The organism is Achromobacter spanius (assembly GCF_002812705.1).
In the GTDB taxonomy this organism is placed as follows: domain Bacteria; phylum Pseudomonadota; class Gammaproteobacteria; order Burkholderiales; family Burkholderiaceae_B; genus Achromobacter; species Achromobacter spanius.
Genome location: NZ_CP025030.1, coordinates 1844125 through 1868901 on the forward strand (window position 1 = coordinate 1844125; position 24777 = coordinate 1868901).

General features: G+C 62.5%; 18 protein-coding genes. 4 read left to right on the plus strand and 14 right to left on the minus strand.

Going from position 1 to position 24777, the window contains the following annotated elements; all coding sequences use genetic code 11:
* Window positions 1-219 precede the first annotated feature (219 nt).
* From CVS48_RS08435 to CVS48_RS08455, 5 genes are read right to left on the minus strand one after another with little or no spacing between them, the layout of a single operon-like run.
* The gene (locus tag CVS48_RS08435) at window positions 220-2853 is read right to left on the minus strand and encodes a VirB4 family type IV secretion system protein (RefSeq protein WP_100854044.1); all 2634 of its coding nucleotides are present in this window, start codon (window positions 2851-2853) and stop codon (window positions 220-222) included.
* Window positions 2844-3176, minus strand: coding sequence for a VirB3 family type IV secretion system protein (locus CVS48_RS08440; RefSeq protein ID WP_088588785.1), 333 nt, complete (start codon window positions 3174-3176; stop codon window positions 2844-2846). The genes CVS48_RS08435 and CVS48_RS08440 overlap by 10 nt, the downstream gene beginning before the upstream one ends.
* Before the next feature lie 4 nt (window positions 3177-3180).
* A complete protein-coding gene (locus CVS48_RS08445) occupies window positions 3181-3552 on the minus strand; it encodes a hypothetical protein (RefSeq protein WP_088588786.1) in 372 nt (123 codons plus the stop codon).
* Entirely contained in the window at window positions 3545-4600 is a 1056-nt protein-coding gene (locus tag CVS48_RS08450; protein WP_100854045.1) for a TadA family conjugal transfer-associated ATPase, read from the minus strand. Before CVS48_RS08450 ends, CVS48_RS08445 begins: the two co-directional genes overlap by 8 nt.
* Entirely contained in the window at window positions 4600-5166 is a 567-nt protein-coding gene (locus tag CVS48_RS08455) for a lytic transglycosylase domain-containing protein (protein WP_167390064.1), read from the minus strand. Before CVS48_RS08455 ends, CVS48_RS08450 begins: the two co-directional genes overlap by 1 nt.
* 1121 nt (window positions 5167-6287) lie before the next feature.
* On the opposite strand from CVS48_RS08455, the gene mobH reads away from it, so the two are divergent.
* Genes mobH through CVS48_RS08480 form a run of 4 tightly spaced genes read left to right on the plus strand, consistent with a single transcriptional unit; the run spans window position 6288 to window position 11780 of the window.
* Window positions 6288-8381, plus strand: a complete 2094-nt coding sequence (gene mobH, locus CVS48_RS08465; protein ID WP_100854047.1) for a MobH family relaxase — start codon at window positions 6288-6290, stop codon at window positions 8379-8381.
* Window positions 8382-8384: 3 nt separating this feature from the next.
* Window positions 8385-10499: a type IV conjugative transfer system coupling protein TraD gene (traD, locus tag CVS48_RS08470; RefSeq protein WP_100854048.1), complete on the plus strand. Its 2115-nt coding sequence runs from the start codon at window positions 8385-8387 to the stop codon at window positions 10497-10499.
* Window positions 10489-11184 carry an IncC plasmid conjugative DNA transfer DtrJ family protein gene (locus CVS48_RS08475; RefSeq protein ID WP_126376216.1) on the plus strand — a complete coding sequence of 232 codons (696 nt, stop codon included), beginning with the start codon at window positions 10489-10491 and terminating at the stop codon, window positions 11182-11184. Before traD ends, CVS48_RS08475 begins: the two co-directional genes overlap by 11 nt.
* A gap of 41 nt (window positions 11185-11225) precedes the next feature.
* Complete coding sequence (locus CVS48_RS08480) at window positions 11226-11780, plus strand: hypothetical protein (protein ID WP_100854050.1); 555 nt, start codon at window positions 11226-11228, stop codon at window positions 11778-11780.
* Here CVS48_RS08480 and CVS48_RS08485 read toward each other — a convergent pair.
* The 9 genes from CVS48_RS08485 to CVS48_RS08525 all read right to left on the minus strand — a co-directional run bounded on the left by CVS48_RS08485 (window position 11770) and on the right by CVS48_RS08525 (window position 24773).
* Window positions 11770-12777 carry a site-specific integrase gene (locus tag CVS48_RS08485; protein WP_223264757.1) on the minus strand — a complete coding sequence of 336 codons (1008 nt, stop codon included), beginning with the start codon at window positions 12775-12777 and terminating at the stop codon, window positions 11770-11772. The two genes, CVS48_RS08480 and CVS48_RS08485, sit on opposite strands and share 11 nt — an antisense overlap.
* 491 nt (window positions 12778-13268) lie before the next feature.
* The gene (locus CVS48_RS08490; protein ID WP_100854051.1) at window positions 13269-17195 is read right to left on the minus strand and encodes a type VI secretion protein IcmF/TssM N-terminal domain-containing protein; all 3927 of its coding nucleotides are present in this window, start codon (window positions 17193-17195) and stop codon (window positions 13269-13271) included.
* A gap of 79 nt (window positions 17196-17274) precedes the next feature.
* Entirely contained in the window at window positions 17275-17958 is a 684-nt protein-coding gene (locus tag CVS48_RS08495) for a DotU family type IV/VI secretion system protein (RefSeq protein ID WP_100854052.1), read from the minus strand.
* A gap of 4 nt (window positions 17959-17962) precedes the next feature.
* Window positions 17963-19357: a type VI secretion system baseplate subunit TssK gene (tssK, locus tag CVS48_RS08500; protein WP_100854053.1), complete on the minus strand. Its 1395-nt coding sequence runs from the start codon at window positions 19355-19357 to the stop codon at window positions 17963-17965.
* Window positions 19358-19373: 16 nt separating this feature from the next.
* A complete protein-coding gene (gene tssJ, locus CVS48_RS08505) occupies window positions 19374-20048 on the minus strand; it encodes a type VI secretion system lipoprotein TssJ (RefSeq protein ID WP_100854054.1) in 675 nt (224 codons plus the stop codon).
* 11 nt (window positions 20049-20059) lie between these two features.
* A complete protein-coding gene (locus tag CVS48_RS08510) occupies window positions 20060-20464 on the minus strand; it encodes a DUF4150 domain-containing protein (RefSeq protein ID WP_100854055.1) in 405 nt (134 codons plus the stop codon).
* A 12-nt stretch (window positions 20465-20476) separates the two neighbouring features.
* Window positions 20477-21169: a DUF3540 domain-containing protein gene (locus CVS48_RS08515; protein WP_100854056.1), complete on the minus strand. Its 693-nt coding sequence runs from the start codon at window positions 21167-21169 to the stop codon at window positions 20477-20479.
* Window positions 21170-21190: 21 nt separating this feature from the next.
* On the minus strand, window positions 21191-22141 hold the full coding sequence (locus tag CVS48_RS08520; protein ID WP_100854057.1) for a pentapeptide repeat-containing protein: 951 nt from the start codon (window positions 22139-22141) through the stop codon (window positions 21191-21193).
* Window positions 22134-24773: a DUF2169 family type VI secretion system accessory protein gene (locus tag CVS48_RS08525; RefSeq protein WP_100854058.1), complete on the minus strand. Its 2640-nt coding sequence runs from the start codon at window positions 24771-24773 to the stop codon at window positions 22134-22136. Before CVS48_RS08525 ends, CVS48_RS08520 begins: the two co-directional genes overlap by 8 nt.
* Window positions 24774-24777 lie beyond the last annotated feature (4 nt).

Consider the following 24777-nt stretch of genomic DNA (forward strand, 5'->3'; position numbering starts at 1 on the left):
GGGCCCGGGGGAACCGCGTTCAAGACGCGCCATAGGCGATTGAGATAGCCATTGCATTGGCTGGGAGGCTTCATCCCTGCAAGGCACAGCAACACACCGCATCCCCATTCAGATCCGCCAGGCTCGTACTCCGATGTGTCTGGAAGCTGGGGCAGGGCCCCTGCCGCGTGCGTGGCCAATGAGGCCAGCAGCAACGTAGCTGCGACTCCGACAACGAACTTACGGATTTGGGACACGTGACACCTCCTGGAAATATGCCTCACGCCAGTCCTGACGGCCGGATGCTCGGTGATGGTCAAACAGGGCCTGCGCATCAAGCTCGCTTCTGAGCACAGCCAAAGATCGCGGGTCCAGGCGGAGAGCTACCTTGCGCATGAACCCATCCTTCTGCGTGAGGAAGTAGTCTTGTTTCGGCGTACCTTCCGCCAATTGGTCTATTTGCTGCGGATTCAGGCCGAGTTCGGTGAAGGCCTTGCGCAGCGAAGGTGACGTCTTGGCTGCCGGGTACGGCAGAACGATTCGGTTCGGGACGTTGTCGCGGATCGAGGCGTAGATTGGGGAGTTGATGTAGCGCTCAGGCGATTGAGCGTCCATCCATACGCAGCCGAGGAGCTTGCGTAACGTGTCGATCCATTCCGCCAGTTTTCGTGCAAATATCGGCTCCTCCAGGTACCCCCACACCTCGGGCAACCCGATGAAGGTGGGCGCAACAAGGCCTGAGTTTCTGCGACTCTCGATCCTGTCCTGAATGCGATAGAAGCAATACAGAAGATAGGGAACGAGGACGTCTGGCTGAGCCAGGAGCTTTCCCATTTCAATGCCCAACACAGCGGCTGCCCGGCCAGTGGCGATCTCGTCAAAGATATCGAGTTCGTTATCGAACCAGCGTGCGTTTAAGCTATCTCCAACCCATTCCGAAAGTGCATTGCGGAATGAACCGACGGGGAGTTGGACGTAGACCGCGTGGAGCTTCCAGTCTTTGCGCCGCAGCTTTATGGTTCCAAGGAGGGCCTTTTCCAGCTCTTCGCGATCGGCGCTGGTTGCCGAGTAGCCGCGTCGTTCGGACAGCGTGCAGATCCAGTCTTTAACGAACTTAAGGTGTCGTACTTCGCCGATCAACGACAGTGGATTGACCGTCAGCCGGTCTGCGCTGGTGTCCTCAGGATCGCAGTAGACGCCGCCCTGCATCATGATTGGAATGCGGCTCGAAAATGTGCGGTCGAAGATGAATACGTCCGATCCGGTGTACTTGCGGAACAAAGTCCAGCCTAAGTTCACAATCGTTGTCTTGCCTAGGCCGGTCTCGCCGCAGACGAGCGTGTGCCCGATGTCATGGTAGAAGCCAGTCCAGAAATACGGGGTGCCGTAATCTGTGGGAAGCCCTGCAAGAGCCGGGGATGGGCGCTTCATCGTGGTGCTCAAGTGCCGATTCTCTTTCGACCCTTGCGACACGGTGCGCAGCGGTACTGCACGCGCCACAACTTCAGATCGAAGCGGTGCCCAGCGCGCGATGTCTCGCCAGGCGCCGGGGATGGACGCAGACCATGTGGATAGGGTGCCAAGCGTCTCGACGAGGGGCAAGAACTTCGCACTTATCAATGCGTCTCCGACTTTTCCCGCTGTAGCTCTGGCCTGTTTCATGGCCTCGTCCCAATCCTCGACGCGCTCGCCCTGGAACGGCGCGGAAAACGAGGTCACGCTGAGGGTGTACTGGCCGTAAGCGATCTTTCCCCGGTTCACGTCTTTCTTCAGGTCTTCCGTTTCGTCGGCTGCTTCAACGCGACCTCTGTCCTCGCGCGGCGAGTAATTTGGATCGCCGGAGTTCGCTGCTACAGAAGCCAAAGCCCGCAAGTTCAAAGCGCTGGTGCGGTGGTATGACCCCATCTTCTCGATCATTCGGGTGCTGGCGCTGGCATCTTGGATTCGATAGACGTGGCTGATCGTCACTTCGCCGGGCACCTTAAGAAGGTCGTCCAGCGCATGAGGACGGAGACGCGAAGGATAAAACTGGTGTGCGGCTGGCACGCCCGTGACCACACCAATGCGCTTGTAGCTCTCGGCTTTGAACAGGGCGTAGTCCTCAGCGGGTATAACTTCCCCATTAGCCATCGATTCATCGAGGAAATCGACCATGGCCACCTCCGCACGACGTGGCGCCGCTGGAGCTGCGCACGACGCCAAGAAGGCGCCCAACGTGTCGCCGATGAGCCTTGTCAGCGTCAGCCCCGGCAGGCTGGCTCGCATCCGGGATAGGTGATTTTCAAACTCCTTGACTGCAGCACTGAGCTCCACCGATGTATAGGCGAAGTCGGCTTGGTCGGACCATATGCCACGAAGCGCGTGAACGATCGCTTGGACAGGGCCAGCCTTTTCATGGGCCATCGCGTGGAAGAACCTGCCCGCGATGCGATCCAAGCCGGCGGAAGCGCTTAACGCGATGGCGACATAGTGCCGGTTTATGAAGTTGGATTTAGTCTTGAACGCGTTGCTGCGCTCGTCTTCGACGATCTGAGAGTACGGATCCGGCATGACCGCGGCGGTGTACGGATCACACTTTCGACGATGCGTGATGAACCAGAATGTCAACGGGTAGCGGCTGGCGACCTGAAATGCGTGTTCAGCTTGCTGCATGAGACCAAGCAGTTGCGCAGATGATTGACTATCGGTGTCTGGACCCGTGTACTCGAAGCAGGCCATCAACGAGGAATCCTTGTTGACGACGATTTGGTCGTTGTATCGGAACATCCACGGCAACAGTTCAGCCGTGGGCGCAAGGCCGCTTGCCCGGGCTGCTTCCAGTTCGCCCAACGTGCCGGCGTCGAGGCGGTAGCCCTCTTTCTCTGTCAATAGCATGGGAAATCTCTGCCGAAGCCGAAGGGGCGCTTGTTCCGCTTTTGGGTCCCAATAGCGCGAGGTGCGTAGTGGTCGTGCTGAGTCTTGTACGCCTGGTACACATCGATCTTGTCGGGATCCTTGCTCATCACGTACCGCAGACCGAAATAAATAGGTATGCCTATGAGTGCCAGCCAGAAGCTACGGCTTATGACTGCAAAGAGCGGCACGAGCAATAGGAACGCGCCAGCAGCTCGACGGTCGAGGCCGATGATGCGGCGCTTCTCGATGAGGGCTTTGTCGATCTCGACTTCGAGCTCGTCGACCAGGTCGCGTTCGTCCATCGCCTTAGGCCCCGATGGTGCACATCAGGTTTCGCCCGGATATCAGTGCCACGACGGTCGCAATACCGAATATCGAAGCTATGCCTCCGGCAAGGCGAAGAGCGAAGACCTTAACTTTCGACTGACCATCGTCGAGCAACCACAGCAGAATTGCGCCTACGCAGGCGACTAGGACCACAACAGAAATCAGCTCGTTGTTGACCACGGCTTGGAAGCCGCTGCACAGTCGCCCGCCAAAAATGCTCTGCGCAGACGCAGGTGCTGGCATGAGCAAGGAAACTACTGCATAGCTCATTAGCAGTAGTCGATCTGCAGGCTTGGCGAGGGAGCGACCACGGGCCCATACTTGGAGCTGGTTCAGGCGGGGACTATTCATAGTGTTGGTCCTGGAGTTGGATTTTCGAAAACAACAGTCGGGTTTGGTACGAGCCGTTCGCGTCCACTCCCAAGATCTCTCTGATCTCGCGCGGGCCCCTGGATGGCCCGACGCGCTGGGCGTGGACGACGAATCTGAATGTGGATGCGATCTGGCGGCGGAGGTCGTGCAAGGGCCAGTTCTGGGTCTCTGGGGCCATCCGCAACATTGATTCCAGCCGCGGCAGTGCCATCGCGCTGGAGTCAGCATGTAGAGATACCTGGCTTCCCGGATGCCCGGTATTCAATGCATCCAATAGGTCGAAGGCTTCGGCACCGCGTACTTCGCCGAGAACAATGCGGTCAGGCCGACAACGAAGGCTGAGCCTCACGAGGTCGCGGACGCTGATTCCCAGCGCTTGGTTTGCCTCAAGCGCGACATGGTTGGGAACGTTCAAGCGTAGTTCGGCCGTATCCTCGACCGTAATGACCCGATCCGAGCTAGGAACGAGGTCCAGCAATGCGTTGAGTAGTGTCGTCTTGCCTGCTGACGTGGACCCGCTTAGAACAATGTTGTGACGCCGGTCCACAACCCACTGAAAGAAGTCCCGGATTGTTGAGCCACCACGTCGCATTGCGGCTTTTAGCGAATCGAGCTCACGCTGCTCGCTGGCGGCTTCCGAAGGATCCACCGCGACGACGTCGAAAGCGCCGTTTTCGACGTAGCTGTCCAGCGAAATCCGCCGGGCAGCAAAGCGGCGGACGCAGAGCATGGATCCGCGAAGTGCTGTGGGTTTACGCGCCGCCGCGATTCGGAGACCTGGCAGGCGCGCATCGAGCAGCGGGGCGTTGGGTTTTCCGTTCTTGCTGGCAATCAACGTGATCGCTCGATCGACCTGTTCTTCGCTCAACGTGGCGTCGACCCGGCGCATGACGCCCCGCTCCTCCACCCATATGTCGTCAGCAGCGTTGACCATCACTTCATTGATATCTTCGGAAGCGAGGTAGGGTTCAATCGCGCTCAAATGCTGGCGGAGGATGTCTTCGGCATAGGAGGTGGAAATATCCATCAACGGCGCCCCTCGGAATCTTGTGCCTGGGACTGCGGCTGATGTTGGGCCGACGTGGCGGCGAGCGTCGGGCCAGCCGCGGCAGCCTGCTGTGTTGCTGGCATCCGGCCTACTTGCAGGCCCCGTTCGCCTCGGGGCACAAAAGGAACGTGGACAGGGATCAAGGTTCCCGCGCGAATCGCACTGAGCTTTGCCTGGATCTTGTTCGCATACGCCACACGCTTGTTGGGGCTTGCGGCGTTGTAGGCGCCTACGGCATCCCAGGTGACGCCTAGACGTTCAAAATTCTCGGCAAGGATCCACGCGCCTACGTACGCGGATACGCAGGGGTTGAAGAGGTCCTGTTTGGACACGCCAAACCGCTGCAACCGTTCGAGGTGCATGCTGTTTATCTGAGTCAGGCCGTAGTCGCATGAAGCGTTTGCATTGGCGCAATTGACAGCGTCTGCTTTGCCCGAAGATTCCTGCATAACAATGGCTTGCAAGAGCTGGACGTCTATTCGGTGATAGGCGGCTGCTGCTGCGATGCAATCAGCGTGCGCCGGCGAGGGAAGGAAGGCCCACATCGCTATGGTTGCGGCGAATCGATACCTGGTTGGGAACTGCACGGCGCACCTTGAAGGAAAAAGCCCCGCCAGGCACCGAGCCCGGCGGGTAAGCCAGCGGATCGGCAACGAGGGAAGCCGACGTGAGCACTTTCGCCGCGCGTCGGATATTTGGCACCTAGTGAATTAAAGAGCGTCGAAACGTTACTTTGCGACTGCGCTTGTCAGCCACTAAACGGTGTGATATCGGCTGGTGTCTATAGAGCGGCGGGAGGCGTATGTTTCCAACGCCGCACCACTGGACGGAAACGTTTGGATGCAAAGTGCCTCGAAGTAGTTGTTTCTTGGTGCGTGACAAAGGAAACTAAATGCTTCGAAGGGGAAGGGGCCTAACCAAAGGCCGGGCACTTAAATCTGTGCCCTCAAAAGGCGCAAACGCTTAAGGGCTAAGGGCGAAACCCAAGGGGGAAGGGCAACCGCAAGGGCCAAAAAGGTCGACAAAGGTTTTTGGGCGCCTCGATCTTGGGGCGGTGAAGATCACCGAGGCTCCCCCTTTTGTCAACATGTCGCAAGAGGTTACCTGTTGGAGAGGCCTGGTTTTCGCATTGACCCGTAAGCACGCTGGCGGCGAGGCTTGTCGCATTTTCCTCGCTGCCCACGCCCCATGACATACCTTCGGCATTCCACCTTTCGCCCGATTCGGCCGCCCGGGGCAATGCCGTTGCCGGACAAGGCCAAAGCGGAGATGCACCGCGAGCTAGGGCGTGTCTGCAACGGGGCTCAGCTCGCAGTTGCCCTTATTTGGCTTGGTCGATTTGATGGCTGGCAGACGGCCACTAGCGGCGAAGGTGGTGCGGAACTCTACGACGTTGCGTGCCAACAGCTGAGGCGCCTGCGTGGCCCGTTCAGCAGTCCTATTAGCTTCGTGGAATGGCTGGTCGACCTGCCGTGTACTCGTTGGCGAGCAGCCACAATCGACTCCACCAGCCAATGGGACCCCCTCGCCGAGCGCTTTACAGACTTTCAAGCCGCTTCGGGCAAGCTTGTGGTGGTTTACGCCTCGGACGTGGGCGCAGACGCATGGCGCAGTTATGTTAGAGGCTACCTGGCAGCGGCGTTGGTGCAGCTTGAGAGTACGAATCATGCTGGCAATCGAGTCTGACGTTGTATTGCTCGCCTGTGCGGGCGCAGCCGCCGGCGCGCTGTATTGGTTGCGGAGGCCGATGCCGGGCACGTCAAGTCAATCGCAGGTGGGGCCTGGCCCAGTCCAACAATCGGCTCCGAGCGCGCGGCACCTGGAAGTGTTGCCGGCACAACGCCTCTTTGACATCACAGGGACCTCGCCTCTCGTAGAGTTGATTCGCCAGCGCATGGGATTCACTCCCGAGAATTTCGAGCGTGACGTGCGTCCGCTGCTAGCGGCATTTGCGGAATTCGTTCAGCTACTTCCAGCGTCTGAGTCGCATCATCACGCGCAACCAGGTGGGCTCCTGGTGCATCTGCTTGAGGTCGCTGCGCACGCGCTGCACTTCCGGGATGCCTACAAACTCCCACTGGGTGTGGCGCCGGAAGAGCAAACGCGGCTGGCTGCGCGGTACACGTATGCCGTGCTCGTCGCGGGCCTGCTGCACGACATTGGGAAGCCTGTTACCGACGTGGTGGTGCAGCTCCAAGGCGCATCTGGAGAATCAAAACCTTGGGTGCCTTTGGGCGGAACAATGCAAGAGCAAGGGGCTGACTGGTACACCGTCGATTTCCCGGCTCAAAGAGAGTACCGGAAGCACGAACGGTTGGGGTTGCCCTTGTTGCGCACCCTTGTTCCAGGTAAAGCGCTTGCTTGGATTGGCGAACATAGTCCCCTTATGGACGAGCTCTTCGACTACTTGGGCGGAGAACAGAGAAAGGGAGTGATCGCCGAGCTCGTGGGTCGGGCCGACAGGGAATCGGTAGCGAGCAACTTAGCCACTGGTCCGAGAACGCGCTTTGCATCGGCGCGCGCCGTTCCTCTCATCGAACGGTTGATGGGCGGGCTGCGCCGCGTTCTGGCAGAAGGGTCTGTTTCGATCAATCGGGCTGGGGCAGTCGGATTTTGTGATGGTGAGTCGCTATGGTGCGTTTCCGGGTCAATTGCCAAGCTTGTCAGAGACCATCTGGCGCAGACTGAGCAGCGTAGGCCTGGCGCAGCGGGCATTCCCGACGATAACTCGCGGCTATTCGACACCTGGCAGGAATATGGCGCAGCGATATCAAATGAAGCTGGTGCAGCCATCTGGACCGTAAAAATCGCGATTGGGACGTGGTCCCAACGCCTTACCGTCCTTCGATTTCCCTTGTCGATACTGTTCCAGGATCCAGCCCAATATCCGGCGGCCCTGCCGCCTGGTGCAGTCTCTGTAGTTGATGTAAAAGCCCCGCGCGGCGCGGCAGGCGGACACGCCGACGACCACTGTCCGCCCGCCTCGCCTGTGGCGCCATCGGCGCCGGCAGAGCAGATGCCGCCTGCGCACGAAGAGCCGATCATAGAAGCTACCGATGTTGGTGCAGGCGATGACAAGCCTGTTGCTGGCACGAGCCCCGGCGTTGAAGACCTTCCCGAGATGGATGATCTCGATCCAGATGTTGTTGGCGTGGTGCAGGACAGCAATTCGTTATCTGCCTCGATCGAATTAGAAGCGGATGATCAGTATCTCGACGATATCGATAGCGCGATTCCGGAGCTGGTCCAATCCCCAGAGGTTGAAGCGCCCGAATTGATGAGTGCGCCAGTTGCCCCACGTGTGAGGGCTGCGCCAGCTCCGGCGGCGCTGCCTGCCATGCCGGCTCGCAAGGCGAACGTAGAGCGCTTCATGGCCTGGATTCAATCCGGTGTCAGTTCTGGATCAATTGCATACAACGAGGCCAACGCCGCAGTGCATTTCTGTGAAGAAGGCGTGCTTCTGGTGTCGCCAAAGATCTTCAAGGACTACGCGGACAACTTCGAGGCGCGGATCGACATGCCCACGTCTACAGATGGCGCGCCATCCAAGGAGCCGTGGCGGGTTCTGCAACAGCAGTTTCAAAAGTCGGAGTACCCGCAGAAGAGCGGAAGCGGCTCTTTTCTCCACCGATACAACGTCAGTGGTCCAGGCGGCAAACAGTTGACGGGGATCTTGATCCCCGGACCGGAACGCTTCTTTCAGCCCGTCCCTGCGGCCAACCAGTTATTGAAGCCGGCGTCCGCCGGTGCGAGCGCCTGATCTATGTCCCACCCTTACGAGAACCTCTTTCGGCGCCCATATGAAGTAGTTTCGTCGATGGCCGCACTTGCATCGGTCGGTGCGCTTTGGACCTATCAAGGGTTGTTTTTGGTTACCCCTGCGACAGGGGGAGTTTTAAGTGTAGGACTGCTCTCGCTGGCCGCCATTCGAGCTCGGCAAGCGAGACGCCTCATCCGATTCCAACGCAACCTCCGGAGTCTACCCACCTATTCGCTTGCCGCTGACGAGATCCCGTGCTCGTCAACAGAGTTGTTCCTTGGTAAAGGCTTCTATTGGACGCAAGAACACACGCAGCGTCTGTACACCGCCCGCCTTCCACAATACAAGCACTTGACGGCCCGCAATGAGCTGTATCAGTGGGCCCGTCGGATGGAGCGACAGCACCCTGGTTGGATCGCAAATCAGCTCAAGAGGGACGCGTGGTGGAACTCGGTCAAGCCGCTGCCGCCAGTGGGCGGAGACCCCGTTATTCATGGCGTCGAGCCCGACGAGCGCGATATATGGTCCAGCCTGGGGGAGCGTGTCGGGCATACGCTTGTACTGGGAACTACGCGCGTCGGCAAGACTCGCCTTTGCGAATTGCTGGTGACGCAGGACATTCGCCGCGGCGACGTTGTAATTGTTTTTGATCCCAAGGGAGACGTTGAGCTGCTGCTCCGAATGTATGCGGAAGCATGCCGCGCGGGCCGCGAGAAGGACTTCCACTTTTTCCACCTCGGATATCCGGATGCCTCGTCCAGATATTCACCAATTGCGACTTTCTCGCGTATTACGGAAGTCGCAACGCGGCTCGCCGGTCAGCTACCGTCCGAGGGGCAAGCCGCTGCGTTCAGAGAGTTCGTTTGGCGCTACATCAACGTGATGGCGCGCGCGATGGTGGCGCTGGGGATGAAGCCCAGTTATGAGGTCATCTATCAAAACGCGGTAAACATCGACGACCTGTGCTTGAAGTATTTCGAATACTGGCTCGACCGCGATCACATGGGCTGGCGTGACGAGATGTCGGAGCCGGACAAGCAACTCCAGGCACAAGCGCAAAAGACAGGTCGAGCGATGTATCCGCTCCAGATCCTCAAGCTAATCCGGGACAAGGGCTGGCATGACCAGATCGCGGACGGTCTCGCGAGCGTTCTCACAAACGACCGATCGTATTTTGAGAAGCTGGTCTCGTCTCTCTATCCACTGCTGGAAAAGCTAACCACTGGACCAGTATCCAAGCTCCTGTCTCCAGATTATTCGGATCCCTCAGATCCGCGCACTGTATTCGACTGGCAGAAGATCATCGACACAGGCGGAATCGTCTATGTGGGACTGGACGCGCTCAGCGATTTCGAAGTCGCCGGCGCAGTCGGAAATTCAATGTTTGCCGACCTTACCTCTACTGCCGGGCGTCTATACAAATTCGGCTCCGGTTATGGACAGGCAATTCCCGGTAAAAAGCGAAACGTGTGTATCCATGCGGACGAGTTCAATGAGCTTGTCGGGGACGAGTTCATTCCGATGGTAAACAAGGCCGGCGGCGCGGGCTATCAGGTCACGGCGTACACCCAGACAGGCTCGGATGTGGAATCCAGGATCGGGTCGAAAGCGAAGGCGGATCAGATCTTCGGCAATTTCAACACGCTCGTGATGCTCCGAGTGAAGAACCTGCCAACAGCTGAAATTCTCACAGACCAACTCCCGAAGGTACAGATCTACACGCGCCAGTTGGACTCTGCGACTGGGGATGGAACAGATGATGGAGTAACCGATTTCACATCCCGAACGCAGGACAAGTATTCGCCGCGGGAGGTGCCGTTAGTAGACCCGTCAGACCTGGTGCAGTTGCCAAAGGGGCAGGCCTTCGCCCTTATAGAGGGCGGTCAGCTCGTAAAGCTGCGGCTTCCTTTGGCAAGTAAGGATTCTGATCACCTCATGCCTGCCGGCTTAGCCGACGTCGTTAAGAGCATGCGTTCGACCTATAAGGCGTATTCGGACGCAGTTGATGCCGGCCTATCCGTCGACATGCACGACTTCGACAGCACGGTTTCAGCCTCTGAGCGTGCGGGCGAGGTCTCGTCCAATGTGACCGTGGAGGGTAGCGGCCGTGGCTTCTAAGGACAGAGCTTCCGGCGAGGATGCGGTGCGTGCCTTCTTTTGGCCTATTCACGCCGTTCTGCATCTATCAGTTTGGCTAATCGTGGTGATGTTCCTGTCCATCGTGGTGTCTCTCACGGTCGCGGTGGCCTTGCAGACCGACAAAGCCCCATCCAGGTACATGAGCGACCTGGTCGACTACTACCTGGAGCAAGCTCCAAATAAGAAGGCCGCCAATGACGCTGCCGGAATTTCTCGGGCATTGGTATTCGGTTGGCCTGGTGTGGCCGCTGCCCTGTCCGACGAGGCGAAGCCGGGTCCGAGCCTCCTTGGCGGGGCGATGCAAAGGTCCACACAGGGGCAGGGCCGCGAGCTGATACTGGTGACCATGCACGCCGTTGAACTGCTGGGTGTCCGACTGCTATTGCTGTTTAGCGCGTTGCCGACGCTCGGGTTGTTATTGACGATTGCGCTAACGGACGGCCTGGTCGCGCGGTACGTCCGGCGAGAGTGCGGGGGGCATGAATCCGCAACCCGACACACGCGCGCCAAACGTCTGTTGAATCGGGGCATCGTGCCAATGGTAGCCGTGGTATGGCTCATCGTGCCAGCCCGGATGTCTCTGGCGCTGTTCTTCTTACCCGTTGCAGTGGGTGGCGCGGTCCTCGTGTGGGTCATGGCCAAGTACTTCAAGAAATACTTATAACAACGAACTGAACGCCGTCCTAGGACGGTCAGGATGAACGAATGAAAGAGATCATGCGCTTTGCAGTTGGGGACGTCTTTCTGTGTGTTGAGGAACAACCCAGTGCGGAGTACGTAGTGCTGCGCGTTCGCGAAAGGAAGGGCAATGGCCGCCCTGGTCGTACATTGGGTGCGGAGACACAGCGGCGCTCAGAGCTGTTCGCGATCGGGATGGGGCTGCACGCCGTCGCGAGTACGCTGATTCCTGAGCAGACGTTCGATCAAAGCAAAACTATGGGAGCTGCACGAAGAAAGATGAATCAGATTCCCCTGCGTGAGCAAGAACGGCAAGCCTTGAATCGAATTCTGGCTGGGGACCCGACGGAGCCTCAACGCAGCATCCAGATTGTCAATGCGATGTATCGCAAGCTGCAACGCCGAATGCACGTCGTTCAGCGGTGCGTGCAACTAATGGAGGTGCTGAGCGACCAGGATGCGCATCAGATTGACCTGCTGCTTGCGCTCGCGGCAACGGGGCGTCCGTTGCCGTTTTCGATCCACGTCGGTCTGGAGCCGTCCGCGGAGTTAGATGGAGCGCGCAACGGTGTCACGCATTGACAGTACGCATCGGCTGTTGAAGCCACGCGTCTTCCAGTCGTCGCATGGCGTCATGGACCTGGTTCGGAGCCAGATGCGCGTATCGCTCCGTCATTTCGATAGACGAGTGACCGAGAAGGTCGCGCACGACCAGCAATGGTACGCCGGCCATGACCAGCCACGACGCGCATGTGTGGCGAAGATCGTGGATCCGGAAGTCTTCGATGTTTGCCTTGGTGCAGACGGTGCGAAAGCCCTTCTGAACGGTGCCCAAAGGCTTGGTGTGGTCTCGGGGAGAGGGAAAGACCCAGGGCGATGTGGGGCAGTGTTCCGCGCGCCATGCGGCCATGGTGTCGAGCGCCTCAAGCGCCGGTGCGTTAAGCGGGATGATGCGGTGCTTTTTTGTTTTTGTGTCTTCGCTCTCGAGCGTTATAAGACCCTCTTCGGTGCGCACGCGCTGCAGACGCAGCCTGAGCAGTTCATTCCGGCGGCAGCCGGTGTGCAAAGCCAATTGGATAAACGAGGGAAGGTGCGGCCGCACCGCCATCGCTTGAGCTACAGAGATCAGGCGCTGCGCTTCGGCCCGTGTGATCCATCGTGTTCTGCCTTCGGGCACCGGCAATGCCATGCCGACAAGGGCATTTGGCAAGTTGAGCTCGTGCAGGAAGTTGTACCAATTGATCGCCGCGCTCATGTCGTCCAACTCGCGGTTGATCGTAGCAGGGCTGACGCCAGCAGTTTTCCGAAGGGTGATGTACCGATTGACGGTGGCACGTCTCAAACTGCGTACCGTACGCCCCTTGAAGAAGCGGTCGAGCTGCAATTGGCTGTACCGAAATCGCTCCGTATCTTTGCCGGACGCCTGGTACACCTGCATCACAGCATCGTAGGTCGGATTCTCGTCGACCACGCCTTCGTCGTGGATGTTCTGCGCGGAGTCCTTCACGCCATCGATCGGCGGACGCGCTGGGGCCAGTTGGCCGGGAACGTGGTGGGCTGATGCGAGAGTAGGGTCCATGTCAGTGGCCGGCCGTTACGCGCGGAAAGCGCTCGGGGAGGAGGTCACGAACGACCGACATTCGCAAATATCTGGCAAATGATGATAACATATTGACATGAATCGATATTTTCGCATAACCGCGACATCCTTTGCCCGTAAGCGCTCAGAGTGCTTGCGGGATTTCGTCCTGGAATCGGGCCAGGGCGGAACCAAAGACGTATCGATTCAAAAGCTCGGCGATTTTGCTCGGGCCTCGAAGACCACTGCGTTCGGGACGCAGGAGTCGGAGGTTCGAATCCTCTCGCCCCGACCACTGATTGGTGGTCGAATTCTTGAAAGTGTTTCCCGACACTTTTAGCTGAAAGCCGGTATCGCGAAAGCGGGCCGGCTTTTTTGCGTTTGGGGCTTTGTGAGTCCTCAGCAGTGCCGCCCGGTAACCCGGCAGGTCACGCATCTTTCGAGCGCGGTGCGTGGCCTGTTGCTTCAGGCCACGCACCTTCGCCACCCACCTAGCGCTCGGCCTCCTGCCGCAGGACCTCCGGCTTCAGCTTGAGCAGGGCGCCTATCTTGCTCGCCGCCGTCTGGGCGGCTTCCCGGGTGGCGTAGCCGTCTACCCAGATCTTGCGGTATTTCACGCCTCGGAGCGTGATGTCGGATTCCTGGGCGGTATAGCCGTTCTTTTTCAGCGTGGCGCGCACGGATTCCGGATGGGAGAAGATGCCGACCTGTACCGCGTAGGGCCCTGCCGCGCGGCTCGCGGGCTTTGCCGGCACCGCTGCGGGCGCCCGTTTGGTGGCAGGCGGTTTGGCGACGGGCGCCGGGCTGGGCTCGGGCGCCGCTTGCGGTTCCGGCAGATGGAGAGCCGCGCTGTCGATGGGGCCCATGCAATAGGACACGATACGCTGCGGCACCGGGCTTGCGGGGGCCGGCGTCGGCATGGCCGATCCGGGGGCGGTGCCGGGTTGCAGTTCAGCAAGCCGTGTCTTGATCTCTTGCAGCTGGGCCGCCAGGCGGTCAGCCTCGGCGAATGCGCTCTGCAGCGGCGCCTGGCCCTGCTGACGGTAGGTGACCACGATCCATTGGACGTCGGCAACCGACAGCAGCGTCTTCTGGTCCGGGAAGTCGGCGGGCGTATAGCGGTGGCGGCCGCTGGCGAATTCCTTGAGGAAGTCGATGAAGCCGCGTGCGCCGGTCCATTGGCGAGTCAGCTCGAAATCCGAATAGCGGATACGCAGCGTGGTGTCGCCGCAGGTGGCCAGGGACCAGGGGAAAACCGCGCTGTTGGGAAAGTTGAGGTTTTCCAGCGTGATCGCGCCGCTGGCGCATTGCAGGGTCAGGTTTACGCTTTCCGGCAGCGCGCGGGCATCGGCGTTGGTTTGCGGAGGGACCGTATTCAACGTCACCGTGCCGGTCGTGGTCTCCAGCTTGGTGATCTGCTTCTCCAACTCGGCCTGTTGCTGCGTCAGCGCCTGGACTTCAGTGGACGAGCGCTTGGAGTGCAGTTGCTGGGTTGCCAGCGTCACCTGGCGCAACTGCGTCATGCTGGCAAAGGCATAAAACTGGCCATTCAGGGGAATCTTGCTGTCCATCGCCGGGCGGGCTTCGTAACGGACGCTATCGTGATCCACGAAGTTCTTGATGTCGCCATCCAGGAAGGATTTGACCTGGCCACGGTCGCCATAGAGCAGTTGATCGGCCAGCTCGCCGTCGGTGACGCCCTGGATGGCGCTAAGCACCGTGTTCTCCCATTGTTGCTGCAAGCGGCAACCGGCGTTGCGGCCGGCGTAATCCAGGACGAAATTCATCGGCCCTTCGGCGACGTCCCAGATGACGCTGGTGCGCGGGCCCGTCGTGCCCTGTTGTTGGCGCAGCGTGCCAATCGCCGTGCGTGCATTGACCAGGGGCACGCTTTTCACATTGGGGTCGTGCCCGAACGACCAGATCTCGATGGCGGCCTTCATTGCCGTGCCATCGCCCTGTTGCAGCGGAACGATGGTGTCGCGCACGCCCTGGCGATAGGCTTGCAGCAATTGCAGCGAGCTGCCTTCATTGCGCAGGCGGGAAATGCCCTGTCCCAGCGAACCGCCTTGCGGCAGGTTCTTGATGACGTCGCCGCCAAAGCGCTGCACAACGTCGATCTTCTGCAGCGCGCTGGTTGCCGTGTTTTGCTGGCTGGAATGCGCAAGTCCGTCCAGCGCGTCCAGGCGACCGGCCTGCACGATCCAGTCCGGCCGGGATGCCTCGGGGAGGCGCTCGCCGACGGCCGCCAGCATGTGTATCAGGCGTTGGTAGGGGTCGTCAGCCGTCAACAGCGACGACAGCACGGCGCGCCGGGCCGTGCCGTCGGCCAGCAGGTCGGGCACGTGCGGGAAGATGTCGGTGAATTGGTACCACGCATCCAGTCCGTCGCTTTGGTAATGCTGCTGGAACTCACTGCGCCGCGCTGACCATTCCTGCGTGTTGTCCGTGGCGCGTCCCAGTTCGTCGAGGAAGCCAATCGCGGCACGCTCGCCGTCGGGAGTCAGCCCGGCGGGAATAAACGGCAGGTTCGGCTTGTCCGGAATGTTCCAGAAGTCCGTCAGGCGCACCGGCTTGATGGTGCCCTGCAGGTCCACCCAGGAGTAAAGCCAGGGGATGGGGCGGTTGGTCAGGTTGAGCCCCGCCAGAACCTGGCGCAGCGCGCGCCGCTCGTCATCAAGCGTCGTGTGGTCGTCTTGCCATGTCAGGTAATCCCGGTACATGTCGCCGAGCAGGATGGCATCCATGGAGTCGCGCAGCGTCTGGTGGACGCTGGCAAGCAGCAGGGGCAGCTCGCTGCCGGGCGCGGGCAGCGCATACACGCTACGGCCCGCGGTGGCGGCATCGATCAGGTTGATGCGCCTCACCAGGGTCTGCGCCCAGGCGGCAAGCAGCATGTCGTTGTTGCCCTTGGCCAACTGCGGCAGGCTGCTGATAAGCAGGGGATCCAGATTGGCGGCGATGACCTCGCGATGGAATTCACGCGTGTAGTGGTCCATCATGCGGCGCTCGACCTGATTTACACGGCGCTGAAACGGCATCCAGTGGCGCTGCCATGTCGGCCGCTTCAGCAGCGTGTGGATTGCGTTGCGTTCGTCTTGCAGGGCGTGCAGATCCGTGGACATCGGCCCCGAGAAGTCAGGCTTGTCCGACGTGCCGGCCGCGGCGGCGCGCAGTTCGTCCTGCGCGGTATTGCTCGAGTGCACCAGCAGCAATCCGATACCCACACACAGGCCCAGCCACGCCACCACGGCGGCATGGCGCAGGAAGCGGCGCCAGTGGCGCCACCGCTCAACGGGCTTCCACGCGTGCCGCTGCGCGGGCAAGGCATGGTTGAACAGGCCGGCGCTGAACCAGTCGGGCTGGCTGCGGTCGTTGCCGGCCGGCTGGCCGGTCAGGAACAAGCCCTGCATCAACGGCGTTTCGGCATAGGGCGTTGCCTGGAACGCCGGCCGCATCACCTTGGCAAGCTGCCGTGCCAACGGCACCAGCCGCTCCGGCAGGCCGAAGACTTCTGGCGCGGGCCGGCCGTGCACGCCTTGCAGCACACGCAGATCGAACATCCGGTGCACGATGTTGTTGAAGGCATCGTTGATGAACTGTCCGACGCTGGCGGCAGGCACGGGGTTCACGAAGCCCATCGCCTGGTTGGTCAGGTCGGGCCCCAGGCTTTTTGCCCAGGCGGCGAAGCCCGGCAGCAGCTGGCAGTCGGTCAAGACGACATACACGGGAATGCGCGCATCGTAGATGCGGGTCAGCTCATCAAGGCGCTTGCGCAGTCCCTGGCCCGTCTCGTTCAGATCGGCATCGCTGCCGCTGGTCAGCCACGCCGCGTTGAAGGCCAGGATCAGGCCGTTCAAGGGTTCGCGGCGGCGCGTGCGCATCATCCAGTGCAGCAAACGGCGCCATTTCGGCGAATCAGGCGCCTTGTGCTCTTCGCCTATCGTTTCGGTGGGATCCAGCACGACGCCGTTGCGCAGCAGCCACCATTGCAGTTCGGCCGGGTCGTCGCCTCGGGCCTGTACCGGTGCCGCGCCCGCCGCGCGGCGCAGCAGTTCGGTTCTGGCTGCGTCGTGGGGGCCCAGCACCATGTACCAGGGCAGCACATACAGCGGCGATCCGAAGCGCGACAGGCGCGATTGCTTCAGCGCGCTCAAGCCCGCGCGCCAGTCCATGTCCAGCCGTTCGGTGTTGACGGTGACGCTGCCGACGGGGCGCGCCAGGCGCCGCCTTAGCCGCCAGGCCAGCCATAGGCCGCGCAGCCAGCGCAGCAGCACAAGGCCGATCAGTACGCCCAGGAACAGGGCGATGGAGCGCCAGAGAGGCCAGCCCAGGTACAGGCCCAGCACCCAGCACCCCAGTGCCAGCAGTAGCAGCCCCAACAGCCAGGCGATCGCGACAAGCAGTTTTTTGATCATTGCACAGACAGCAGCGTTAGCATTTCGAGTCAGGTCAGGTCAGGTCAGGTCAGGTCAGGTCAGGTCAGGTCAGGTCAGGTCAGGAGCGGGTGGCGGTGGGCACGGCTACCTGCGCCGCCTCGCCCGCAACGCGATAGTCCAGGTACAGGTACAAGCCCAGCAGCAGGCACAAGGGCACGACCACCAGGAAAAAGGTCGCCAGCGACGGCCCGATACCGCGGCGGTAGGGCGCCACTTTTCGCGCGCGGCCGCTCGCCTGCGGGAACAGCGGCAGGCTGGGATCCAGCGGCGACATGCGGCGTTCTTCGGCGATGCGTGCCAGCAGGGCCGCGCGGTACTCAGCGAGTTCGGCGGGCGGACGATGCGTGTAGCGGCCGCTGAAGCCGGCCAGCAAAGCCAGGCCGTAGACCTCGCGCACTTCGACGGCGTCATCGGGCAGGGCCTCGAGCTTTTCGAAGAACGCCACACCCGCTCGTGTCGTCGAGAAGTAATGGCGCTGCAGGGGCGCCAGCCGCCAGGACGAACTGGCCGCCCAGTCGCGCGACATCGCCAGTTCGTCGATCCAGGCAACCACGGCGAACAGGCTGGCCTGCGCGTCGGCGGCGGTGAAACCATGGGCCTGCACGCGCTCGACCGCGGCGTCCAACGACGCCTTCAGTTGCCCGCGCACCACTTCGGCGTCAGGCGTTGCGTCGGTGCCCGCGCCGGTGATTGCCGTGCGGGCCAACTCCATGGAGGCAATCCAGATATTGCTCAGGCGCACGTTGCTATCCTTTGATCACGATCAGTTCAAGCCGCAGGTCCGGCGGCGGCTCCGGCAGCGACAGGGACAGGCGGCCATCACGAACGACGGCATCCCAGCCGTCCGACAGGCTTTCGATACGGAAATACGCGCTGCCGGCACGGCGGGGCATGCCCAGCGGCAGCGTCTGCAGCGGAATGATCTCGATGCCGGGCAGCGACCGCGTTACCAGTGTTTCGATCTCGTCGGGGATTCCCAGCTTGGCTTCCAGCACCATGTGTTCGGCCAATTCCTTAGGCTCCAGGCCGCTGCGCGCCATCAGGTAATAGCGATGGCGGGGGCCGAAGAACGCGGCCGGCATGTCGGCGCGGTAGAGATTGCCCGCGGCGCCGTCCTGCTCGAAATGCACCAGCATCTCGGGCCCGATCGTGATTTCGTTCAGCAGGCGGCGCACCAGGTCCAGCACGCCCATGAACACGGATCCGATATCGGTGTGCTTGTAGGGCGCCACCAATTGGCGGTTGTCCCGCGTTTCGCCCAGCAGGTCGCAATAGTCCGAGAACGTGCTCAGCTCGCCCGCCAACTGGCGCAGCACGCCATAGACGGCCCAGGGATGGGTCTGCGCAGCTTCGACCAGGTGCGTAATCTGCGGTCCGTAGCGGTTCAGGACGGACAGGGCCAGCACCGGGCCGAACTGGCCATCCTCGCCGGAGCGGTTGGCAATGGGCTGCTTGAAGACTTCAAGCTGCCGGGCGCGTCCGATGACTTCGTCGCGCAATTCCATCAGCATGTGTTGCAGCGACGTGGACGCGGCCAGGTTCAGGCAGGGCGGCACGAAGCGGGGTGCCAGCCTGACGACCTCGCCATCCTGTTCCAGGCGCGCCAGGGGCATCAGGTCGTAATCGCCCAGCGCGCCGATCTCTTCTTCCCAGAACAGGCGCAGCACATACGTCATCAGCGTCACGCGTCCCGACGGGCCGCTCGCATAACGGTCGGGCACCTGTTGCGGATCGGCCGGCGCCACCAGCCGCGCTTCGGCCCGCGCCGCGTCGTCCAGGTTCTCGTATTTCTGTACGCTGGGCTGGTCCACCACATGACGGCGCAGGCCCACGTACAGCGTGCGCGGGCCTTGCGAGAATTCGGCCAGCTCGAAGCGCCGCGATTCGATGCGGGCATTGCCGGGGATTTCGGTCAGCGTTCCGTCCTGCCAGCGCAGGGCCATGTGGTCCACCACCACCTGCCGCGCGGCCAGGGCGGCTTCATTGATTTCCAGCGCGCCAAAACCCCAGCACCACGGCGCGGTCAGCTCGACCTGCCGTGCCAGGAGTCGTTCGGTCCAGGCGTCCTGGTACTGGAAATGATGGGGCTGCAGGAACAGGCCCTGATGCCAGAACAGTGGTTGTTTCAGATGCGTGCTCATGCTTTGCGGGGGCGGTTCATTGTTTGGCCGGCGTATTGCCGGAGGCGGGCGTCGTCGCGGGGGGCGTCACCAGTCCGCCGACGGGGCGGGTGGGCGTGACGGGCGGCGTACGGGTGCCGACTGCTTGGAGAATGCCGTCGGCGCCCAGGAGTAGTTCGATCTTCAAGGGCTCGGGCGACGCGTTGCGTGTCTTGACCACGATGCCGCTGGAATCCACTTCGACGCCGATGCGGTACAGCCGTGCGCTGCGCGTCGGGTCCAGGTGGAAGTAACCGGCCACCAGCCCCACGTACTTGGCCTTTTCGACACGCGGTAGCGTGACCGTGCGGTTTTCGCCGGGCGACACGAACACGCGGTCGAGCGACAGCAGGCCCTTGGGCGGGGTGTCGGCCAGCAGCAGCGTGGACATCTTGGCGGAATTGGCGGCGTAGGGGGCGAACGCGCTGGGATCTTCCATCTGCACCACCGACAGCGCCAGCGTATGCGGCTGGTCGGTCGACTGGTTCAACTTCGGGTCCGCTTCAATGGCAAGCTGCACGCCGTCGGCCGCATACGTCCACTTCAGCGCCTTGAGCGCATCCTCTTCCGACGTGCCGCCCATCATGCTGTTCAAGGAACTGCACGATGCCAGCGCAGCGCTGCACAGCACGATGGACAACAAACGCGGAATCGAAGCCTGGAGCTTGAGCATGGCGGCTTTCCTCAACTTACCAGCATCACGATCACCTGGCTGGGCGCAGCCACGATACCGACCGTGTTGTTGGCATTCTGCGTGGTCATGCAGGTCAGGCGCACGCCCGGCGGCCCGCCCACCATGACCTTCATGCTGCCGGTCACGAACGCGGCCTCGCCCATGATTTCGCCGCAGGCCACCCCGCCGCCCGCCACGCCGCCCTGGTCGCCGTTGCTGAGCATGATGGTGCTGGCCTGGTTCAGCGCCGGCATGCCGCCAACCAGCACGTTCTCGACGATGCCTCCCGGGTCGGCCATGTCGCTCATGGCGATGTTGGGGTAGGGCATCGGAATCGGCGAAGGCACCGCGGGCGTCAGACAAACGTCGGGCACGGTTGCCGTGGTCATCGCGCCGGCGTTATTCAGCATGAACATGGCTTTCTCCTTTCAACCTATCTGTACCGAGTCGGCATCCACCGCCACCCGGTCGCGTGCTTTCAGGTCGGCCGTTGCGGCATGCACCGACCAGTCCTCGTTGACGACGGTGCGCTGCGACCCGGTCGTGACGTCATCATGTCCGGCGACGCGGCGTACGCTCTGCCCCAGATGCACTTCGGCGCGGCCAGAGATTTCCATGCGCTCGACGCTGACGTCATTGCGTGTGTTCCAGTGCGTGTGCGCGTTGTCGCCCGCGACGCGCAGGGTGTGGCAACGGAGATCGGCTTCGTCCAAGGTCACCGTGGCGTGCGCCGCATTGACTTCCAGGGCGGGGCCGGCGTCCAGCGCCATGCCGTCGGCCGCCTGGATCGACAACTTTCCTTCGGGCAGCGACAACTGCAAATCGCCCGGCACTTCCACTCGGGCGGCGGATGCCGGCGCGCCGCGTTCGAGTACGGTCAGGATGTAGCCCTGGCCCGCGGCCAGGCTGACCAGCGCGATGTCGCCGACTTCGGGTTGCAGCAGGCAGCCGGCGGCAGGGGTGACCCAGATGGCGCCGGCACCGGTCAGCGCGGCGTAGCGGCGACCGTCGCGCATGACTAGCCGCGCGTGGTGCAGACGGGCGCCCTGGTCCGGCGAATAGGCAGGCGCGGCGTCAGGCTGGCTAACGGCCGGGTCCGACGCGGGATTAGGATGGTTCATCGAGTGTCCAATGGCATCGGGTTAGACGGGGGGGCGCCACAATTCGGCGGCCCGCAATTCGGGGTCATCGCGACGGACGTTTTCAAGCACGGTTTCGCGCCATGAGGCATCGGGCAGTTCGACGGCGTGCAGGCGCGCGCCCGTCAGGTCGGCGCGCGCAAAATCCGCATGCGCGACCCGCAGGTGCGACAGGTCGGCGTCCATCAACTTCGATTCGCCGAACGATATTCCCGTGGAATTGGCGGCCTGAAAGCGGGCGCCCTGCAACGACGCTCGCGCGAAGCTGGCTTTGTCCAGACGTGCCTGGTCGAAGATGGCGCCATCCAGCATCGCGCCATCAAAGCGGGCGTTCTGCAGCGCGGCTTGGTAGAAAGACACACCCGGCGCCACCAGCCCGCTGAAATCGACATCGGCGGCCTGGACGCGGTTGAAGGAGCATTGCGCCAACACGGCGCCAGCCAGCGTGGAGCCCGTCAGTTTGCTGTCCGGCAGGTGGCTTTGCCGCCAGACCGCGCCCGAAAGATCCAGGCCGGACAGGTCGCAGCGCGACAGCCATGCCTTGTCCACCTTGGCCGTTCTCATCCGGGCGCCCGGGAATGCCGTGTTCTGGGCGGCCAAGCGGGTCAGTTCAGCAAGGTGGAAATCCGCGTCCTGCCACACGCAGTCCATCATCCAGACCTTGATGGCCTTGGTCTCGCGCCACGACACCGCATGGCCGCTGCAGGCGGTGAAGGACGCCCCATCCAGCGCCACGCCGTCCAGGCTCACCTCGTCAAGCCGGCAACGGTTCCAGACCGTCTTGCGCATGTCGGCGCTATCGAAGCGAGCGCCACGCGCGTCCAGGTTGGCCAGGCGCAGACCGGACAGGTCAGCATTGCGGAAATCGACGCCGGCCAGCGCGTCGGGCGCCAGCCGTTCGCCCGCGCGCAGCGCTTGCAGCAGCGACTCGCGATTCTGGGTCGCGTCACTCACGGCCGTAATCCTCCAGCAGGCGGCAGCGCGTCAGCAGGGCCTGGTCCAGTTGCACGCCTTGCGCGGTCGCAGTGCGGGTGTCGGCCGCGTGCAGGTTGGCGCCGGTCAGGTCCACGTCCTGCAGCACCACCTGGCGCAGCCGGGCCTTCATCAGGTTCGCTCCGCGCCAGCTGGCCTGCTCGATGCGGCTGCCCGTGAAGTCGCAGACGCGCGCCACCAGATGCCAGGCGTCGGTGCCCGACAGGTCGCAATTCTTCAGGAATCCGCGGTCCATGTGCGTCTCGCGCAGCGTGGCCTTGCCCAGGTTCGTATCCTGCAGGCTGGCCCTGTCCAACAGCGCGCGGTTCAGGTTGGCGCGGCGTAGATCGGTGCCCTTCAGCGTGCGCAGTTGAGCCATGCTGGCGCCGTCGTAACGCGAACCCGCGGCCTGGCAGGTCATCAGGGTCGCGCCTTGCAGGTCGGCGCCATCCAGGGTGGCGTCCTCCAGCATGCACTTGCTGAACATGGCCTTGGGGAAGCGGCTTGATGCCGCGTCGATGCCAGCAAACCCGCACGCCGTAAAGCGCGCCTCCTGACCCTGGGCCTGGCGCAGAACCGCCTTGTTGAAGTCGCATTCCTTGGCCTGCGCCGCTGCCCATTCGGTGGCCGACAGATCGGCCTGGGTGAACACGCATTTCTCCAGGCGGGCTTGTGAAAAGTCCGCGCCGGGCAGCTTCGCCCCAGCCGCCTGGCACCCCTTCAGCAGGGCGCGGGGGAAACGGGCGCGGCCTAGTTGGGTGTCCCCAAGGTCGCAGTCCTCTAATTGGCAGTCGGTGAAATTGACGCCCTCCAGATTGGCGCCGCGCAGCACGCAACTCCGCAGCAGCGAGGTGCTGAGGTCCAAGCCGGCCAAGTCCACCCCGCTCAGGTCCAGCCCTTGCAGTTCGCACCATTGCGCCGAGGCGCGCCGCGCGTGGCGCCCAAGCAGGGCCTCGCGGTCCAGCGCGGTGCGCGGGCCGCGCGGCAGGGCTTCATCCGGCAAGGGCAGTGACGGCGGTTCCTGGGCCTGTAGCGCTTCCGCCTGCTTGGAGATTTTCTTGGCGTTCAGTTGCAGCGCGTCCATCTTGATCTGGAATGCCTGGTACCGTTCCATCAGCGCGGCCTTGGCGTCGGGCGGCAGCTTCATTTTTGCGACCGCATCGGCCGGGTCCAGCACGACGGGCGGCCGGGCACGCGAACGCGCCAGCGCAGCGTCGTAATCCAACCCGTGGGCGCGCCATTGTTCGCGCGTCTCGGCTTCGCCAGCGGCCAATGCGTCGGCCACGTACTGGCGCACGGCAGCCTTGAACGCCGTCGGTTCCTTGGGCCATTCGGGGGTCGGCAGCGCCAGCGTGTTGGGCGGGGCATCGCTTTGCGCCATCTTGGCTTGCAGTGACCCCAGGCCGTAGCGCTGCATGGTCTGGTCGGTTTCGGCAATGGCCGATTGGCGGGTGTCGGCCAGGGTCTTGGCAACCGTCGCGCGATGCGCGGCCGCCGCCTTGCCCATCTCTTCGATCGCCTTGCCTGCCGCGGCCGTTTTCGCGGCGGCCTCGGGACCGGGCTCGGGCGCGGCCAGCGTTTGTGCTTGCGCCGGCGTAGCGGCTTCGCCGGCCTCTTGCCATATCAGCGCCCAATGCTGGGTGGGTTGCGGCGCTTCGCTCATGCGTTCGGTGAAGATGCCCAGGCCGAGCACGTCCTCCGCATCCTCGCGCCGCGTGGCGAATTCGCCCCGGTACAGCACCAGCACGCGCTCGTCGTTCGGCAGCAGCCAGACGGTGTCCAGGTCCAGCGGCAATTCCACGCGCCGCTCGGGCGCCGCATCGGTGCGCACCAGCACACGCGGCCGCAAGCCGGGCAGGGTGCCGCGTTGCAGCGGATGATCGGCGTGCATGTTCTCGGCGAACCAGCTTTCGTCGCCGCGCCAATAGCCTTCCTGGCATTGGTCTTGCGCGAAACGGTCGAACCAACGCGGGTCGGTATCGTCGGGCAACCAGGGCAGCCGTGCGCGCTGCCAGCGCTTGTCCAGCGTGCCTAGCCAGCGGATCTGTTCAGGCGCGCCCTGGGTCAGCACGCCCAGACTGGCCGGGCGCGGCACATCGCCTGGCCGCAACACCGGCGCGGCGGGGTCTTCGATATTGGGCAGGGCAACGCCGTCGGCCTGGTCCGCCTGGGCACAATGGCCACGGCCGTGCGGATTGGCCGCCCAGCCCTTGGCGCCGTAGGCGCGTGCCAGGCCGATGGGCATGTCGGTGTAAGGCTGCGGCGCGCTGGGCTGCCAGCCGGCAATGCCGCGCGACCAGTAGCGGTCGCCCAGCACCAGCACCGATTTTTGCAGCTCGCCCACGCCGGCGCGCACGGTCAGCCCGGTAACGGGCCGGCCTTGCGGCGCCTTGGCCGCGCCGGCCACGCCAAAGCCGCCGCGCGTTTTTTTCTGCGCCAGGTCGAAGGGTTCGTCGGTGAAGAGCGCCGTCAGCGTTTTCCAGGCGTCCTGTTCCGACACGCGCGTGCCGTCCGCGCCGCAACAGTAGCCTACCGTGACGGTCAGGGACGACTGGCCCCCCCGGGATTGATATCCCAGCAGCAGCATGGCGTCGGCGGGTTTGTGCACGTGCATGGCG